Origin of the sequence: Sphingomonas sp., assembly GCF_050725575.1 — a bacterium.
GTDB lineage: Bacteria > Pseudomonadota > Alphaproteobacteria > Sphingomonadales > Sphingomonadaceae > Sphingomonas.
Genome location: NZ_JBOHHW010000003.1, coordinates 1 through 17070, shown reverse-complemented (window position 1 = coordinate 17070; position 17070 = coordinate 1). Strand labels below are relative to the sequence as shown.

Below are 17070 nucleotides of genomic sequence, written 5' to 3'. Positions count from 1 at the left end.
GCGCCTTGATCCCTATCTGCCGATATTCGGTAACAGGGGTGGAACAGCGGTCGAACAGGGGTCGAACAGCGGAATAACAGCGGTGAGCTGACCGCTGTTATTGCCGAAACAGCGGACGCAGACGCGCTCGATATCTACCAGTCATGTCAAAGAGCGGAGCGAACACCAGCTGATGTTTCGTTCGCCTCACGCTCTCACGGCTTGCCTCGATGTTGAATCGTCCGCGATCAGGTTGTTGGCAACACGCGTCCAAACAGTAGGTATATACGAGGTGCCGTGCCCTTTGAGGCCCGGCGCGACCTTTGATCGGGACGATGGTCGATGATGTTCTGGCGCGCGACGGCCCTTGCCGGCCTGATGCTTCTCACAGCAGCGGCACCTGACACGACTATCGTCAGCGTCGATGGCGGGCAGATCCGTGGCGAGCGGCTTGCCGACCGCATCGCCTTTCGGGGTGTGCCGTTCGCGGCGGCGCCGGTTGGCGCGCTGCGCTGGCGACCGCCGGTTCGGGTCAAGCCATGGACAGGCGTGCGCGATGCGACGCGCTCGGCACCTGCGTGCGCGCAGCTCAGTGACAGCTGGAACCAGGCCAATGCCGATTATAGCGCCGAGGACTGCCTGTATCTGGAAATCGCCACGCCCAGCCTGAAACCGGCGCGGCGCCTGCCGGTGCTGGTGTGGGTCCATGGCGGCGGAAACAAGGCTGGCGGGGGCGCAGGTACGATCGCATCATCGATGGTACGGCGGGGTGTGGTTCTGGCGTCGATCCAGTACCGGCTCGGCGCGCTTGGGTTCATGGCGCACCCGGCACTGACCGCGGAATCGCCCTTTCATGCCTCGGGCAATTACGGGCTGATGGACCAGCAAGCGGCGCTGGCCTGGATCAAACGCAACATCGCCCGGTTCGGCGGCGATCCGGCACAGGTGACGCTTGGCGGTCAATCGGCCGGCGCAATGGGCGTGGGGCTGCTACAGGTTTCGCCGCTGGCCAAGGGGTTGTTCCGACGCGCGATCGAGGAGAGCGGCACGGCGGGGTTTGGCTTTCCAGCCCGCGATCTGCACGCTTCCGAGGCGATTGGCGAGCGGCTCGCCGCACTGGCCGGCCAGCCTCATGCCAGTGCCACCGCGCTACGGGCGCTGCCCGTGGCTGCGCTGCTGGAGGCGGCGCGCGGCATTACCCTGCCCGGTCTGCCTGAGGCCGGCAGTCCCTGGGTGCAGGCGACGATTGACGGCCATGTCATCACCGAGCCGCCCGCAAAGACGCTGGCTCGAGGCGGCGGCCAGCGCGTACCGCTGCTGATCGGCACCAATGCGCAGGAGATCGATTTCTACCCCGACTTGCCCGGCGCGCGCAGGCGGCTGCTCCAGGCATTCGGCGCGAATGGAACCACAGCGGCTCGGTTCTACGGCTTCGACCGTACCGATGCGCCGCCCGCTGACCCGATACGCGGCCCTACGCGGATGCAGATCGGCACCGACATCGTCTTCACCTGCCCGACCGGGTATGTCGCCGGGATGCGCCAGCGGTCGGGCATTCCGGTGTGGCGCTACAATTTCACCTATCAGCCGGGGCATTCGAGTGAGTTACGCCATGTCTTTAGCAATCCGGGCGAGGACGGCATTGCCGCCGATGCGCCGCCGCTCCAGGCTTATTGGGCGAATTTCATCCGCAGCGGCGACCCGAATGGTGCCGGCCTGACGCGCTGGCCGGCTTATGACGCGGCACAACACTATCTGGATTTGCGCGCGGGCACGCCGGTCGCCGGTACCGGGTTGCGTGCCGAGCTCTGCACGCACTGGGCCCCTCCCTGATCAGTTGAAGCGGACACCAATCCAGAAGGTCTGTGGCGTACCGTAGTCCATCGATCCCCCGGCATTGCGGGTGACCACGGTTTCGTCGAACAGATTCTCCACCCGCCCGATGATCGACACATGCTTTGTCATTGGCATGCGCGCGGTCGCATCGACGGTCAGCGCATCGGGCAGGACATCTTTCTCGAGATCATCCTCGAACTGCGCACCGACATAGCGCAGCGTCGCCGACAAGGCCGGGCCGCCGAGCGGAGCCCAGCCCAAGGTCGCGCTGGCCGAATGGCGCGGGCTCTGCGCCGGGGTGAAGCCGTCAAGGCCAGCGGAACTGCCCGATGTCTGCACCGTGGAATCGCTGAAGGCATAAGACGCGTCGAAACTGACCGCGCCGAAACGCATGTCTGCGGTGACCTCAACCCCCTTGGCGACGATCGCATCGACGTTGCGGCGTTGGCGCAATATGGGACTGATCGTGACATTGGCGATGGCGTCATCGAGCCGGTTGTAAAAGGCCGTCACGCCGATCTTCACCCCGGGCAGCGGCGTGACATCGATCCCGGCCTCGACACCCTTGAGCTTTTCGAGACCAAGATTCTCGTTCGCCTGAGTGGTGATCGGAAAGACCACGAACGGGCGATACAGTTCGTTCAGGGTCGGCAAGCGGAAGCCGGTATAGCCTGCCGCACGAAACGCCATCGCATTGCTCGCGTGGAACAGCGCGCCGACCCGGCCAGTACCTTCAAACCCGTCGCGGTTGGCAAAGTCATTATTGGCGATCGGCAGGCCCGCCGCACCGCGTTCGCGGTAGAAACCGTCAGTGATCGTCCAGCGATCGCCGCGCACCCCGCCGGTCAGCACCAGCTTGCCGATCGACCAGTCATCCTCAAGGAACGCGCCAATCGTGCTGGTCCTGCCGCCGGCATTGCGTCGTGCCGTGACCAGGCCGGTGACGCCGCTATAGGCATCTTCGAACAGCCCCCCCTCCGCGAGCCGTGCATCGACGCCGATACGCAGCACATGGTCGGGCCCGACTGGGGGGCGGATCTCGATCTTGCCGCCAAGCCCGGTCGAGGGCGTGTTCCGCTGATCGAGCGTCAGGCGAAAATTCGTCGCGCTGATCACCTTGTTGGTGAAGTTGCGTGCCTGGACATAGGCAAGCGCATCGACCTGCCAATCACCGCGATGAACCAGACGCACGCTGGCATCCTGGCCCTCCGACGAACTGTCCGCACCGGTGAAGCGCAATGTGCGATTGTCGCCGAACACGGTGCCGCGAAATTGCAGGTCGGTCTGGGCATCAAGCGGCGCGACTGCACGCAGACCGGCCGACCAGTCGCGATACCGCGCTCGCGCCGTGGCTGGAACGCGCTGCGCCGGCGGCGTGGTGAAGAAGCCGTCCCCGCGCTCGAACTTGCCCGACAGAGTCGCAAAGCCGCCACCAAGATCGGGCGAAATGGCCCCGGACAGGCTCATCGCATCGTTGCTGCCGTAGAAGCCTTCGCCCGAGGCAAGAGGAAGGTCATCGCGTCCCGCACTGACCAGTTCGACCGTCCCCGCGACCGCGCCGGCCCCGAACGGCCCCGATCCGCCGCCGCGCGTGACGCGCACCGCGCCAAGCCGGTCGCCGGACAGCGAGGTGAACGGGATATAGCCGAAGAACGGATCGGCGATCGGTACGCCGTCGAGCAGCACCAGGGTACGGCTCGACGCATTGCCGCCAAGCGAGCGTAGGGTGATGCCTTGTGCAGAAGGGTTGGCCGAGCGGCTGTCCGAGCGGCGGAATTGCTGAAAGCCGGCGACATCCTTCAGGACATTCTCGACGCGGCCCGATGCCTCGTCGGTCAGCCGGTCGCGGTCGATCACCACGGAGCCATAGGCAGACGTGCCCGGCGGCAATGGCAGGCCGGCGCCGATCACGACAATGTCGCCACCGGCATCGGCCGGACCCGACGGCGCCTGCTGCGCGAGCGCGGGAATCGGCAGCATCAGGGCAATGAGCGGCAGGCTGATCGGACGAGGCATGATGGCGGATGGTCTTTCGGAGCGGAACGGCCCACCCCTTAGCCATTATTTCCATTTTCGCTTCAGCAAAAAAGCTGAAGCCGACGCTCAGTTTCGTGCCCAAATCGTTGCGCCGCAACGCAGCAGTTATGCTCAAATCTTGGTGAAGATAATATTATTGCACGCCAAGGTCACAGCGCCCGGTACGGTAATCCCGGAAAAATCCACGCAATTCCGCCACATGCGCTGGTTGCGCATAAATGATTACAGTTGCACAAAACGCAATCATACACGCATTTTTCGCACTTGCGATAATTCACGCTGCAGTGCACAAAGACCGTGCCTTTCAGGCATCCTCTCCTAAAACTTTCAAGGCCGGTCCCTTTCGAGGGGCTGGCCCTTTTTTTTGCCCGCGCTTTGCGCTACGCCGGAGTCGCTGTCGTCACGCCGAACAATAATAATGTTCGAGGAGTGGAGCCAGCCGGTGAGACCGGCAACGGCGCGATTGCAGTGTGGGGGATCGAGCTGCCCAGGGCGCTCTCCCCCATTTTCTTCCCCTATAATCGCGGTCTCGGCTCAGCCCGACCGGGTCGAATTGGGCGCTGCGTGCCTCAGTCTCGCCTCCGCCCCCGCGATGAACAGGTCGAGACCGGATTCGAATAGCGCATCATGTCCGCCGTCGCGGTACATGACGATCGCCGCGGACAGCAACGGATGGTCCTTCACGGCCCGGTCGAGCGCATCCTTGTCGGGCGGGCTGGCCAGTTCCGCCTGTTGTTCGATCACGCAGCCGACGCAGTAGCGGCCAATCGCGATCTGCAGCCGAAACGCATCAGTGACCGGCAGCCCTGCCGCGACCAGGAAAGCCAGTTGCGCCTCGAAATGACCGACATCCTCCGGATCGCCCTCGGTACCGGCATGGACGCGCGCCGCATCGCGATAGGCGAGCAATGCCGACCGGAAGCTGTACGCATTGCGGCGAATGAACGCCTGCCAGGATTCCCCCGGCAGCGGCGTCCGCTCACGGTGCCCCCGCGTCAATATCTCGCCATTCATCGCATCGAGCAGCAGGCGCTTGTTCTTGAAATGCCAGTAGAGCGCCGGCTGCTGCACGCCGAGCCGGTCAGCGATCAGCCGCGTGGTGAGCCGGTCGATCCCGACATCGTTGAGTACGTCCAGCGCCGTGGCGACGATCTGCTGACGGTCGATCTTCATGCAATTCCCGGCTTCGTCTTGACTTATGATGGACAAGCACCTTATCGCCGATAAGGAACTTATCAACGATAAAGAATCACTGTGAACAAACCCCTCGCCGTCATTTTGTCAGTCGTCATCCTCGACGCCATGGGCATCGGCCTGGTCATGCCGATCCTGCCCGCCATGCTGCGCGCGCTGTTGCACAGCGACGATCTTGGCTGGCGGTTCGGCGCGTTCCTGTCGCTCTACGCGCTGTTACAGTTCCTCTGCGCGCCGATCCTCGGCAGCTTGAGTGATCGGTTCGGACGACGGCCGGTGCTGCTCGTCTCGATGGCCGGCGCCGTGATCGATTATATCTTCATGACGCTCGCCCCATCCTTCTGGTGGCTGTTTCTCGGGCGCGCGATTGCCGGGATCACCGCGGCGAACGGATCAGTTGCCGCCGCCTATCTGACAGACATCGTGCCGGAGGACCGGCGCGCCCGGGCATTCGGCTATCTCAGCGCCTGTTTTGGGCTCGGCTTCATCATCGGCCCGGCGCTTGGCGGCGTGCTCGGCGCCTATTGGCTGCGCGCGCCCTTTGCCGCTGCGGCGTTGCTCAACGCGCTCAATCTGCTCGTCACGCTGTTCGTGCTGCCTGAATCGCACACCGCGCGGCGCGACACGCTCGACCGCACGGCTTTTCACCCCTTCGCACCGCTGCGCTGGGCGCTCAGCTTTCCGGCTTTGCTGCCGCTGCTTGCGATGTTCATCATCCTGGCGCTGGTCGGCGAAGTCGGCGGCACCATCTGGGTGCTGTACGGCCAGGACAAATTCGCCTGGGACAGCATCACGGTCGGGCTCTCGCTCGCCGGGTTCGGCCTGTTCCACGCCCTGGCACAGGCATTTGTCGCCGGGCCGGTCAGCGAGCGCTGGGGCGAGCGCCGTGCCGTGATCATCGGCATCGCGGCAGATGCCATCGCCTATGTCGCGATCGCCTTCACCACCAGGGGATGGTTCGCCTTTCTGCTCTTCCCGCTATTCTGTATCGGCGGGATCGGCGCACCGGCGCTGCAGTCGCTGCTGTCGAATCAGGTCGACGATGCCGATCAGGGCCGGCTGCAGGGTGTGCTGACCAGCATGACCAGCCTGGTGTCGATCGTCGGTCCGCTGATCATCAGCGAAGCTTATTTCACCTCGCGCGGGACCTTTCCGGGCCTGGTCTGGGTCGCCGGCGCGGCGCTCTATCTGCTCTGCCTGCCGCTCCTGTTCGGGCGGACGCCAGGATCGGGGATGAATGCCACGCCAAGGGCCTGACGCCTTATGCGATATGCACCGATTTAGTGATCATGTGCGCGGCAATCCCCTCGGGGCCATCCTCCGACCCGTAACCGCTATCCTTCATGCCGCCGAACGGGCTGTCGGGCCAGGTCAGCCGCACGCTGTTGATTGCGACCATCCCGGCCTCGATCGCATCGCCGAGCATGTTCTGCCGCCGGCCATTTTCGGTGAAGCAATACGCGGCAAGCCCGAACGGCAGGCGGTTGGCCTGTTCAATCCCCTCCTCCAGCGTGGCAAACGGCGCGATCAGCGCGATCGGGCCGAATGGCTCCTCATTCATCGCCTGCGCGCTGAGCGGTACATCGGCGATGACGGTTGGGTTATAGAAGAACCCGGCTCCCTCCGCCCGGTCGCCGCCGGCCAGCACGCGCGCGCCGATGCTGCGCGCATCCTCGACCATGGCCGCGATCGCGTCGGGACGGCGCGGATTGGCCATTGGCCCCATCTGCGTGCCCGCTTCCAGCCCGTCGCCGACCTTCAGCCGTTTGGTGCGCTCGGCAAAGCCGCTGGCGAAACGGTCATAAATGCCCTGCTGCACATAGAAGCGCGTCGGCGAGACGCAGACCTGACCCGCATTGCGGAATTTATGCGCGACCAATGTGTCGAGCGACTTGTCGAGGTCGCAATCGTCGAACACCAGCACCGGCCCGTGGCCGCCCAGCTCCATCGTCGTCTTCATCACCGTATCGGCGGCGAGCCGCAGCAAGTGCTTGCCGACCGACACCGAGCCGGTGAAGCTGAGCTTGCGCGTGATCGATGAGGTCAGCAGTTGCCGTGACACCAGATCGGGCACGCCGAACACGCATTGCGCGACATCACCGGGCAGGCCGGCATCCTGGAAACAGCGTATGGTCTCGACCGCGCTGCCCGGGGTTTCTTCGCTTGGCTTCAGAATGATCGAGCAGCCCGAGGCAAGCGCCGGCGAGAGCTTGCGCACCACATTCAGGATCGGGAAATTCCAGGCGCAGAATGCGGCGACCAGGCCGACCGGCTGCTGCAGCACCAGCGAGCGCATCCCCGACGGGCGTGGCAGGACGCGGCCATAGATGCGGACGGCTTCGCCGGCATGAAAATCGAGCATGGCTGCGGCTGCCAGCGCTTCACCGCGCGCCTCGGCAAAGGGTTTGCCCTGCTCGAGCGTCGCCAGCCGGGCGAGCCGGTCGATGCGTTCGCGGATCAGCGCCGCGGTTCTGGTCAGCACCGCCGCGCGCGCCTCAGGCGCCGTGGCACGCCAGGCGAGAAAGCCGCGCTGTGCCGCCTCTAGCGCGCGATCCAGATCGTCGGCAGTCGCGAGCGGCAACACCGCGAGCACTGCGCCGGTGGTCGGATTGAGCACGTCCTGCGTGTCTCGCCCGCCCTCGCTCAGCCATTCACCGCCGATATACAGGCCGAGCTGTGGATCGTAATCATGCGTCATCGAAGAACCTCATTGCGGGAACGATGAAACCGCCCCGCCACCTTGTGATGGCGAAGCGGTTTCCCGTGTCTGGCGTTGGAGGAACCCTAGAACGACATTGGGTTGGGCGAAATCCCTATTCCCCCTGAGATTGGGCGGCTGAGTTCAGGCAGCCAGCGCGGTGATCTGGCGTTCGGCCGCATCGATTGCGCTGACCTTGTGCTCGGGGCTCACCATCACGCCCTCGGCGATGACGAATTCGGGCGTGATACCGATAAAGCCGAATACCGTGCGCAGATAATTTTCGGTATGTTCCGCGGCCGCCATTGCCCCATCCCCGCCATAAAAGCCGCCACGCGACAACGCGATGATCACGCGCTTATCGCCGACCAGGCCCTTGGGACCGTTCTCGTCATAGCTGAACGTCTTGCCGGCAACCAGGAAGCGATCGATCCATGCCTTGAGCTGGCTGGGGACGGAGAAATTATACATCCCCACGCCAATCACCACCACGTCAGCGGCCAGGAACTCCTCAAGCACTGCTGCGCTCTCGGCGGCCGGGCCCGGTGTTTCACCTGCCATCGCGGCGAGGTCGTAATGCACCAGGGGGTCAGTCGCCAGGTCGCGCCGGATGAGTTGCAGCGACGGATCGATCGCGCGAAACCGGGCGACGGCCGAGGCCGACAAGGCACGGCTGACCGAATTGTCGCCGAGGATCGAGGAGTCGATATGGAGAAGTTTCATGTTTGCGAGTCCTTGTGGTATCAATCAGTAACCGAGGCTGGATATGTGACTGTCCACACAGCCCGCAAGGAGGCACTATTTTGTTACCCGGGCACACCGATGTGACCATGGTCAAGCTCCCTGTGACTCAGGAAAGTTGCCGTCCAGTCGCGCCGATTCTGGCGCGGGTCGGCGATAAATGGAGCATCCTGGTGGTGATGATCCTGTCGCAGGGACCGCGCCGTTTCAATGACTTGAAGCGCAATATTGACGGCATCTCGCAACGTATGCTGACCCTGACGTTACGCGGGCTGGAGCGCGATGGGCTCGTCACGCGCACCGTCTTCCCGACGATCCCGCCGCGGGTCGATTATGCGCTGACCGATCTCGGGCATTCGCTGTGCGTGCCGGTGACCGGGCTGGGCAATTGGGCGATGGCCAATATCGACGCAATCGAGCGCAGCCGGGCCGAATTCGATGCGCGGAGCGAGGATTAAGACGGGGTCCGCTCACCCTTCCGTTCGAGACGAACCGGGGTCGTGAATCGGCGCAACTCAAAAAGAGTCGCGCGCACGCTCAAACAGCGACACCCAGGATCATCTCCCCGATCGCGCGCGCCACACCATCGGCATCATTCCCGCTGGTGATCAGATCCGCTTTGGCGCGCACTTCAGCCGGCCCCTGCCCCATCGCGATCGACAGGCCAGCGCGTTCGAACATCGGCAGATCGTTGGCCTGATCCCCGATTGCCGCGACATTGGCGAGCGGCGTCACCATCGCTTCGGCAAGCAGCGTGATGCCATCGCCCTTGTTGGCGGTGAGCGCCGTGACATCGAGATAATAGGTCTGCGACTGAACGATCGTGGCACGTGCAGACAGTCCCGTCGCTCGATCACGGAGATCAGCCAGCAAGGCGGGGTCGTCACTGACGAAAGTCAGCTTGTCGGCGCGATCATAGAGCGCGGAGAAGTCGCTGGTGATGACCGGCGCCTGGTTCGACGCGATGCGCTCGCTGGCGACATGCGCGCCCTGATCGGTGCTGGCATACCATATATCGTCGGCGAACACCCAGCGATCCACGGCGGCATCGCCGACCAAATCGAACATCGTCCGCACCACATCCGGATCGATGCGATGCTGGCACAGGATGGTGCCATCGCGGCGGAATACGGTGCCGCCATTGAACGCACCCATCGGATCGTCGATCTGCAGCGCATCGGCGATCGGCATCATTCCCGACCGGGGCCGCGCGCTGATGATGGTGAAGCCAATGCCCGCCGCACGCAGCCGTGCGACCGCAGCGATCACTGCCGGAGTCAGCTGCTTGTGTTTGTCGACCAGCGTGCCGTCGAGGTCGGAGACGACGAGCCTGACCGGCTCACCCCCGGGTGAACTCATTGCGGAATCTCGACATGGCCGCCGAAGCCGTAGCGCATCGCCGAGAGCAATTTGTCACCGAAGGTATGATCGACACGGCTGCGATAGCGCGCGAACAGCGCGGCGGAGAGGACGTTGACCGGCACCGCTTCCTCCATCGCGGCGTCGATCGTCCATTGCCCCTCGCCCGAATCCGCGACATTGCCGGAGAATTGCTCGAGCGCCATGTCCTTGGCCAGCGCCGCCGCTGACAGATCGAGCAGCCAGGACGAGATCACGCTGCCGCGCCGCCAGACTTCGGCAATGTCGGTCAGGTTAAGGTCGAAGCGCTGATCCTCGGGCAGGCGTTCCGAGGCCTTGGACTTGAGGATATCGAAGCCCTCGGCATAGGCCTGCATCAGGCCATATTCGATGCCGTTATGGACCATCTTCACGAAATGCCCCGCACCCGCCGGGCCGGCATGGATATAGCCCTGTTCGGCGCGCGCATCCTCGCCTTCATTGGCCATGCGATTGGGGGTGCGCGGAATGGTGCCGATGCCGGGCGCAAGGGCTGCGAGGATCGGGTCGATATGATCGACCGCCGCCTTGTCGCCGCCAACCATCATGCAGAAGCCGCGTTCCAGGCCCCAGACGCCGCCCGATGTGCCGACATCGACATAGCGGATCTTCTTGTCCGCCAGCTCCTTCGCACGGCGGATATCGTCCTTGTAGAAGCTGTTACCGCCATCGATGATGATGTCGCCGTCGCCGGACAGGCCGGCGATGGTCGCAATCGTCTGCTCGGTCGGATCGCCCGCCGGCAGCATGACCCAGAAGATCGCCGGGCTGTCGAGCTTGCCTTTCATATCCTCAAGCGAGTCGGCCGCGATGGCGCCATCGCCGGCCAGCGCCGCGATCGCATCGGGATTGCGGTCATAGACCACCGTCTCATGCCCCGCGCGCATCAGCCGACGCGAGATATTGCCGCCCATCCGGCCGAGGCCGATGATACCGATCTTCATTGCAGCGTACGCCTTTCAAACACGGTCGAAAAAGATTGGCTTTCCCCTGGCGACGGCCGGGTCCAGTTGGGAGACGTTGATAACTGAGCGATGCGCCTGGTTACTTCGGCCATTCCGACTGGACCCCGGCCTTTCGCCGGGGGAAGCAGATAGGTCAGGCCACCGCTTCGGGATGCTTGGCAGCGATCGCGCCGAGCAGGTCGTCGAACGCCTTGGCGAAGCTGTGCACGCCTTCCTCGACCAGCGTGTCGGTCACGCCGTTCAGGTCAAGCCCGAGCCGTTCGGCCTCCGCCAGCGTATGGCGCGCACTAGCGACGTCAGCACTCAGCGTCTCCGCGACAATGCCATGATCGCGGAATGCATCGAGCGTCTTGGGCGGCACGGTGTTGACCGTATCGGCGCCGATCAGCGTGTCGAGATAGAGCGTATCGGGATAGTCGGGGTTCTTGGTGCCGGTCGACGCCCAGAGCAGCCGCTGCGGCATCGCGCCCTTGGCGGCCAGCGCCTGCCAGCGATCCGAGGCGATGAACTCCTCATACCAGGCATAAGCGAGCTTGGCGTTGGCGATGGCGACCTTGCCGCGAACCGACTTCAGCGCGTCGCCCTCTGCATCGCCGTCCTTCACGCGCGCATCGATCGCGTCGTCGATCTTGGTATCGATGCGGCTGACGAAGAAGCTCGCCACGCTGGCGATGCGGTCGATCGGCTCGCCGCGTCCGGCGCGCTTCTCAAGGCCGGCGACATAGGCCAGCGCGACCGCCTTATAGGCGTCGATCGAAAAAAGCAGCGTGACGTTGACGTTGATCCCGGCGTCGATCGTCGCCGCGATCGCGGGAACGCCCTGCGGCGTGCCGGGAATCTTGATCATCAGGTTGGCGCGGTCGACCTCGGCCCATAGCTTGGCCGCCTCGGCGATGGTCGCGTCGGTGTCTGCGGCGAGATAGGGCGACACCTCAAGGCTGACATAGCCGTCCTTCGCGTCGAGCCGGTCATAGACCGGGCGCAGCGTGTCGGCCGCGGCCTGGATGTCCTGGACCGCGAGATGCTCGTAGCGCGCCATGGTCGAGGCGCCGGGATTGGCCTTGTCATACTCGGCGAGTGCCGCATCATAGGCATCGCCCTGCCCCATTGCCTTTTCGAAGATCGAGGGATTGGAGGTGACCCCGGTCAGCCCATCCTCATCGACCAGCTTCTGCAAGCCGCCCGCCGCGAGGAATTTGCGATCGACGAAATCGAGCCACACTGCCTGGCCCTTCGCCGCGAGATCGTTCAGCCGTCCCATTATTTCTTCTCCAACATGTGCTCAGCCACCGCGACGATATTTTCGACGGTGAAGCCGTATTTGTCCTGCAATTTCGCCAGCGGCGCGGAGGCGCCGAAGGTCGACATGGTGATCGTTCGCCCGTCGAGCCCGACATAGCGGTCCCAACCCAGCTCGCCGCCCTGCTCGACCGCGAGCCGTGCGGTGACCGAACGGGGAAAGACGGAGTCGCGATAGGCGCGATCCTGCCGTTCGAACAGATACCAACTCGGCATCGACACTACGCGCGAGCGTACGCCCGACGCGGTCAGCTGCTCGTGCGCCGCAACCACCATCGGGACTTCACTGCCGGTACCGATCAGGATGATCTCGGGATCGCCGCCTTCTGCATCGGCGAGGATATAGGCGCCCTTGGCCAGACCGGATGCGGGGGCGTATTTACTGCGGTCGAGCGTCGCGATCGCCTGGCGCGAAAAGATCAGCACGCTTGGCTCATGCGTGTGAGTCAGTGCGACCTTCCACGCCTCGGCCGCCTCATTCGCATCGCCGGGGCGGATCGTGTCGAGCCCGGGGATCGCGCGCAGCGTAGCGAGATGCTCGATCGGCTGATGCGTTGGACCGTCTTCGCCGACGCCGATCGAATCATGGGTGAAGACGAAGATCACCGGCAATTCCATGATCGCGGCAAGCCGGATCGGCGCGCGCATATAATCGGCAAAGACCAGGAAGGTGCCAGTGTAGGAACGCATGTATGACAGTGCCATGCCATTGGCGATCGCGCCCATGGCATGTTCGCGCACCCCGAAATGCATGTTGCGCCCGCCATAGTCGCTCGCCTCGAACGACCCGGCACCATCGAAGGTCAGATTGGTCTTGGTCGAGGGCGACAGATCGGCCGCGCCGCCCATTAACAGCGGGAGGTGCGGGGCGATCGCGTTGAGCGCCTTGCCGTTTGCCTCGCGTGAGGCAATGCCCTTGGCATCGGCAGGAAACACCGGAATGTTGGCATCCCAGCCATCCGGCAGTTCTCCCTTGCGCGCAAGGTCGAGTTCCGCGGCGAGATCGGGATGCGCCGCGCGGTAGCGCTCGAACATCGCCTCCCATTCCTGGCGCAGCGGCTCGCCGCGCCCGGCGATGGCATCGTGGAAATGATCGGCCACGCCGTCGGGCACGAGAAATTGTGCGTCCTCGGGCCAGCCATAGGCTTTCTTGGTCGCACGGACATTATCCTCGCCGAGCGGCTCGCCATGCGCCTTTTCGCTATTGGCGCGCGGGCTTCCCCAGCCGATGATCGAGCGCACGACGATGAAGGTCGGCTTGTCGTCGGTCGCGCGGAATGTCTCCAGCGCCTTGGCCACCGCGCCGCAATCATTCGCGTCATCGACATGGATCACGTTCCAGCCGTAAGCCTCGAACCGCTTGCCGGTATCCTCGATAAAGGCGAGGTCGGTATGCCCCTCGATGCTGATCGTGTTGCTGTCATAGATCCAGCACAGGTTGGACAGTTTGAGATGCCCGGCAAGCGAGGCGGCCTCGCCCGACACGCCCTCCATCATGTCGCCATCGCCGCACAGCACATAGACGTCATGATCGAACACGGGAAAGCCGTCGCGGTTGAAATACGCCGCGAGATGCCGCTCGGCGATCGCCATGCCGACCGAATTGCCGCAGCCCTGACCGAGTGGCCCGGTGGTCGTTTCGACGCCCGTGGTCATGCGATATTCGGGATGGCCCGGGGTCTTGGAATCGAGCTGGCGGAACTCCCTGATATCATCAAGGCTGACCGCGGGCTTGCCGGTCGGCTTCCCATCGGCGTCGATCTCGCGGATCTTGGCGAGATGGAGCAGCGCATAAAGCAGCATCGACGCATGCCCGACCGAGAGCACGAACCGGTCGCGATTGGGCCAGTCGGGCACCGCCGGATCGGTGCGCAGAAAATCCGACCAGAGCGTGTAGCCGACCGGCGCCAGCGCCATCGGCGTGCCGGGATGGCCAGAGTTGGCCTTTTGCACCGCATCCATCGCCAGCGTGCGGATCGTATCGATGGTCAACCGGGGAAGCGACCCGTCTTCGTGCAGGCCGGTTACGGGACGGGCGGGCGCTTCGGTATCGCTCATATGCACGGTTTCCTTATGCTGCCACCCCAACGCGACACGGGCCGCCCGGTTGCCGCGACAGGCGTCATAGACGATCCATTCGGCTGACCCGGCCGTTTTCAGCGATATAGGCCGTATCGATCTCGCTCAGGAACAGGCCGTGACCGAGCACGCCGGGGATCGCTGCAATCCGTGCCGCCGTCGCGGCGGCATCGTGCAAGGCGGGAAAGCTGCAATCGATCACCAGATTTTCCTGATCGGTGACGAATGGCCGATCATTCGTCATGCGCAATGTCGGGGTCCCGCCCAGCGCCTTCAACCGGTCGCGTGCGAATGTGCGGGCAAAGGGCAATATCTCCACCGGTACCGGCGCACGCCCGATTTCCACGGCACGTTTCGATCCGTCGGCGATGGCAATCATGCGCCGCGCCGCAGTGGCGACGATCTTTTCACGCAGCATCGCGCCGCCCGCTCCCTTGATCGCCAGAAGCCCGTCGTCGATCTCGTCCACGCCGTCGATGGCGAGGTCAATCGTAGCGAGATCGTCGAACGCGAGGACCGCGATACCGGCGCCACGTGCGGCGCGCTCAGTGGCGTGAGAGGTGGCGACGGCAGTGATCGACAGGCCGCCCCGGACGCGCTCCGCCAGATGATAGATCAGCCAGGCGGCGGTCGAACCGGTGCCGAGCCCGACGATCATGCCGGACTCCACCTCTGCCGCGGCGGCAAGTGCCGCAAGTCGTTTATCCTCGTCGTGCGCGATGGCCAGTTCTCCGGTTGCAATTGCCCAAATTCGCACTGCAGCGGCGGGTCTGCAAGGCATGTGCTTCAGGCAAGCTCGCCAAGAGCCTCCACATCGAGCCCGCGCAACCGATCCACATCGCGCGACGGCGGCGCCCCGAACATGCGCGCATATTCACGGCTGAACTGCGATGCGCTCTCATAGCCGACACGATAGGCGGCGCGTGCCGCATCGGTACTGGTCACCATCAGGCGGCGCGCTTCCTGCAGGCGCAGCGTCTTTTGGTACTGCAACGGGCTCATCGCGGTTGCCGCCTTGAAATGGCGATGGAACGAGGCGGGGCTCATGCCGGCAAGGTCAGCCAGCGCCTCGACTCGCAATGGCTGGTCGAAATGCAGGCGGATCCAGCCGACCGCCTGGCGGATTTGCGAGACGCGGCTGTCGGCGCGCGCAATCTGGCGCAGCACGCCGCCCTGCGGCCCCTGCAATAGGCGATAGAGAATCTCGCGCTCGAGCATCGGCGCAATGACCGGGACATCATCGGGCGTATCGAGCAAGGTTAACAGCCGCGCCCAGGGATCGAGTATTTGCGGTGTGACCGGGCTGACCGCGAAACCGGCAGTCTGACCGTCGGGCCTGGCCGGCACATCGGGGATCAGCGCGGCGATCACATCGGGGTCGAGCGCGAGGCTGACGCAGATATAGGGGCTTTCTTCGCTTGCCTCGATGATCCGGCCCGATACCGGGAGTTCCAGCGAAGCAATGAAATAGCTTGCCGGGTCGAAACGCAGCACACGGTCGCCAACCATCACTTGCTTTGCCCCCTGTAATACGAGGCATAGCATCGGCTGATAGAGCGACGCCGTCGGGCTGGTCATCGCGCCGGTCACGAACAATGACATGCGCGGCAGCACCGTGGCGCGCCCGGTCGGGCCGGCATGGCGCTCAGCAAGTCGGCACATCTCGCTCAGTTGTTCGCGCATGCCGCCAAGATTGGCGCAACGCCGGCGGCAAACAAGACCGGATGACCAACGCGGCCCGGCTTTTGATAGGAATAGGCAAGAGATCGACATGATCGGGCGTCGGTCTGATCGACCCTATTCCCAGATAGAGGCAGCCGCACCGATCGCGTCCGGCCCCTTTTTTTCAGGAGAACAGAAAATGACCCGGTTATTTGGAGCAGAATCGACCACGGACGACGTGCTTGACGGGGTGGATCTGTCGGGCAAGCGGATCCTGGTGACGGGTGCCTCAGCCGGCCTCGGCGTTGAAACGGCTCGGGCGTTGGCGGCACGGGGTGCACAGGTGGTCGGCGCGGTGCGCGACCTCGACAAGGGGCGACGCGCCTCTGCCCAGGTCCGCGATCAGGCGGCCAATGGCGGCGGCCTCGAACTGGTCCAGCTCGACCTGGCCTCGCTGGCCAGCGTGCGGGCTTGTGCCGATGCGCTCAACGCCGATGGCCGTCCGTTCGATGTGATCATCGCTAATGCCGGCGTGATGGCCTGTCCGCAGGGCAAAACGGCCGATGGTTTCGAAACCCAATTCGGCACCAATCATCTCGGCCACTTCGTGCTGGTCAACCGTATCGCCGCGCTGCTCAAGCCGGGCGGACGGCTGGTGAACCTGTCCTCGGCGGGGCATCGCTATGCCGATGTCGATCTCGACGACCCGAATTTCGACCATACGCCCTATGCCGAATTCGTCGCCTATGGCCGGTCAAAGACCGCGAACATCCTGTTCGCCGTCGAGTTCGACCGTCGTCACAAGGAGCGGGGTGTTCGCGCCACTGCGGTCCATCCCGGCGGGATCAGGACCGAACTCGCCCGCCATATGACCGAGGAAGCGACCGATGCGCTGATCGAATCGATCAATGCTGGACAATTGGCCGCCGGCCTGCCGCCGTTCACTTACAAGACCGTGCCGCAAGGTGCCGCCACATCAGTCTGGGCGGCGATCGTTGCCGCGCCCGAGGAAATTGGCGGAGGCTATTGCGAGGACTGCCATGTCGCTGAAATCGTCCATGGCCAGGGCCTTCGCGGCGGTGTGCAAGCCTATGCGCTCGACCCCGAGCACGCCAAAGCGCTGTGGGCGAAAAGCGAAGAGATGGTCAGTGAGCGCTTCTGACCGTCTCCTGGCCGCCCTTT

The 17070-nt window shown here is 64.2% G+C and carries 14 protein-coding genes; 4 read left to right on the top strand and 10 right to left on the bottom strand.

Annotated elements, in window-relative coordinates; all coding sequences use genetic code 11:
* The first annotated feature begins 321 nt into the window (after window positions 1–321).
* Window positions 322–1812 (top strand): carboxylesterase/lipase family protein, encoded by a 1491-nt coding sequence (locus ACRECS_RS02755; protein WP_431581427.1) that lies wholly within the window; start codon window positions 322–324, stop codon window positions 1810–1812.
* On the opposite strand, the gene ACRECS_RS02750 is transcribed toward ACRECS_RS02755, so the two are convergent.
* Together ACRECS_RS02750 and ACRECS_RS02745 are read right to left on the bottom strand one after the other, a co-directional pair.
* Window positions 1813–3831 (bottom strand): TonB-dependent receptor plug domain-containing protein, encoded by a 2019-nt coding sequence (locus ACRECS_RS02750; RefSeq protein ID WP_431581426.1) that lies wholly within the window; start codon window positions 3829–3831, stop codon window positions 1813–1815.
* A gap of 555 nt (window positions 3832–4386) precedes the next feature.
* Window positions 4387–5025 carry a TetR/AcrR family transcriptional regulator C-terminal domain-containing protein gene (locus ACRECS_RS02745; RefSeq protein ID WP_431581425.1) on the bottom strand — a complete coding sequence of 213 codons (639 nt, stop codon included), beginning with the start codon at window positions 5023–5025 and terminating at the stop codon, window positions 4387–4389.
* 75 nt (window positions 5026–5100) lie between these two features.
* On the opposite strand from ACRECS_RS02745, the gene tet reads away from it, so the two are divergent.
* Window positions 5101–6303, top strand: coding sequence for a Tet(A)/Tet(B)/Tet(C) family tetracycline efflux MFS transporter (tet, locus tag ACRECS_RS02740; protein ID WP_431581639.1), 1203 nt, complete (start codon window positions 5101–5103; stop codon window positions 6301–6303).
* 4 nt (window positions 6304–6307) lie between these two features.
* Here tet and ACRECS_RS02735 read toward each other — a convergent pair whose 3' ends face one another.
* Together ACRECS_RS02735 and ACRECS_RS02730 are read right to left on the bottom strand one after the other, a co-directional pair.
* On the bottom strand, window positions 6308–7744 hold the full coding sequence (locus tag ACRECS_RS02735; RefSeq protein WP_431581424.1) for an NAD-dependent succinate-semialdehyde dehydrogenase: 1437 nt from the start codon (window positions 7742–7744) through the stop codon (window positions 6308–6310).
* A gap of 144 nt (window positions 7745–7888) precedes the next feature.
* Window positions 7889–8467, bottom strand: coding sequence for an FMN-dependent NADH-azoreductase (locus tag ACRECS_RS02730; RefSeq protein WP_431581423.1), 579 nt, complete (start codon window positions 8465–8467; stop codon window positions 7889–7891).
* A 107-nt stretch (window positions 8468–8574) separates the two neighbouring features.
* Between ACRECS_RS02730 and ACRECS_RS02725 the strand changes: the two genes are divergently transcribed.
* Entirely contained in the window at window positions 8575–8943 is a 369-nt protein-coding gene (locus ACRECS_RS02725) for a winged helix-turn-helix transcriptional regulator (protein WP_431581422.1), read from the top strand.
* A 79-nt stretch (window positions 8944–9022) separates the two neighbouring features.
* Here ACRECS_RS02725 and ACRECS_RS02720 read toward each other — a convergent pair whose 3' ends face one another.
* The 6 genes from ACRECS_RS02720 to ACRECS_RS02695 all read right to left on the bottom strand — a co-directional run bounded on the left by ACRECS_RS02720 (window position 9023) and on the right by ACRECS_RS02695 (window position 15909).
* Entirely contained in the window at window positions 9023–9844 is an 822-nt protein-coding gene (locus ACRECS_RS02720) for a Cof-type HAD-IIB family hydrolase (RefSeq protein WP_431581421.1), read from the bottom strand.
* The gene (gene gnd, locus ACRECS_RS02715; RefSeq protein ID WP_431581420.1) at window positions 9841–10827 is read right to left on the bottom strand and encodes a phosphogluconate dehydrogenase (NAD(+)-dependent, decarboxylating); all 987 of its coding nucleotides are present in this window, start codon (window positions 10825–10827) and stop codon (window positions 9841–9843) included. The genes ACRECS_RS02720 and gnd overlap by 4 nt, the downstream gene beginning before the upstream one ends.
* Window positions 10828–10981: 154 nt before the next feature.
* A complete protein-coding gene (gene tal / locus ACRECS_RS02710; protein ID WP_431581419.1) occupies window positions 10982–12109 on the bottom strand; it encodes a transaldolase in 1128 nt (375 codons plus the stop codon).
* A complete protein-coding gene (gene tkt, locus ACRECS_RS02705) occupies window positions 12109–14205 on the bottom strand; it encodes a transketolase (protein ID WP_431581418.1) in 2097 nt (698 codons plus the stop codon). The genes tal and tkt overlap by 1 nt, the downstream gene beginning before the upstream one ends.
* A gap of 64 nt (window positions 14206–14269) precedes the next feature.
* Window positions 14270–14947: a ribose-5-phosphate isomerase RpiA gene (rpiA, locus tag ACRECS_RS02700; RefSeq protein WP_431581638.1), complete on the bottom strand. Its 678-nt coding sequence runs from the start codon at window positions 14945–14947 to the stop codon at window positions 14270–14272.
* Window positions 14948–15012: 65 nt separating this feature from the next.
* A complete protein-coding gene (locus tag ACRECS_RS02695; RefSeq protein WP_431581417.1) occupies window positions 15013–15909 on the bottom strand; it encodes an AraC family transcriptional regulator N-terminal domain-containing protein in 897 nt (298 codons plus the stop codon).
* A 178-nt stretch (window positions 15910–16087) separates the two neighbouring features.
* On the opposite strand from ACRECS_RS02695, the gene ACRECS_RS02690 reads away from it, so the two are divergent.
* A complete protein-coding gene (locus ACRECS_RS02690; RefSeq protein ID WP_431581416.1) occupies window positions 16088–17050 on the top strand; it encodes an SDR family NAD(P)-dependent oxidoreductase in 963 nt (320 codons plus the stop codon).
* The last annotated feature ends 20 nt before the right edge of the window (window positions 17051–17070 follow it).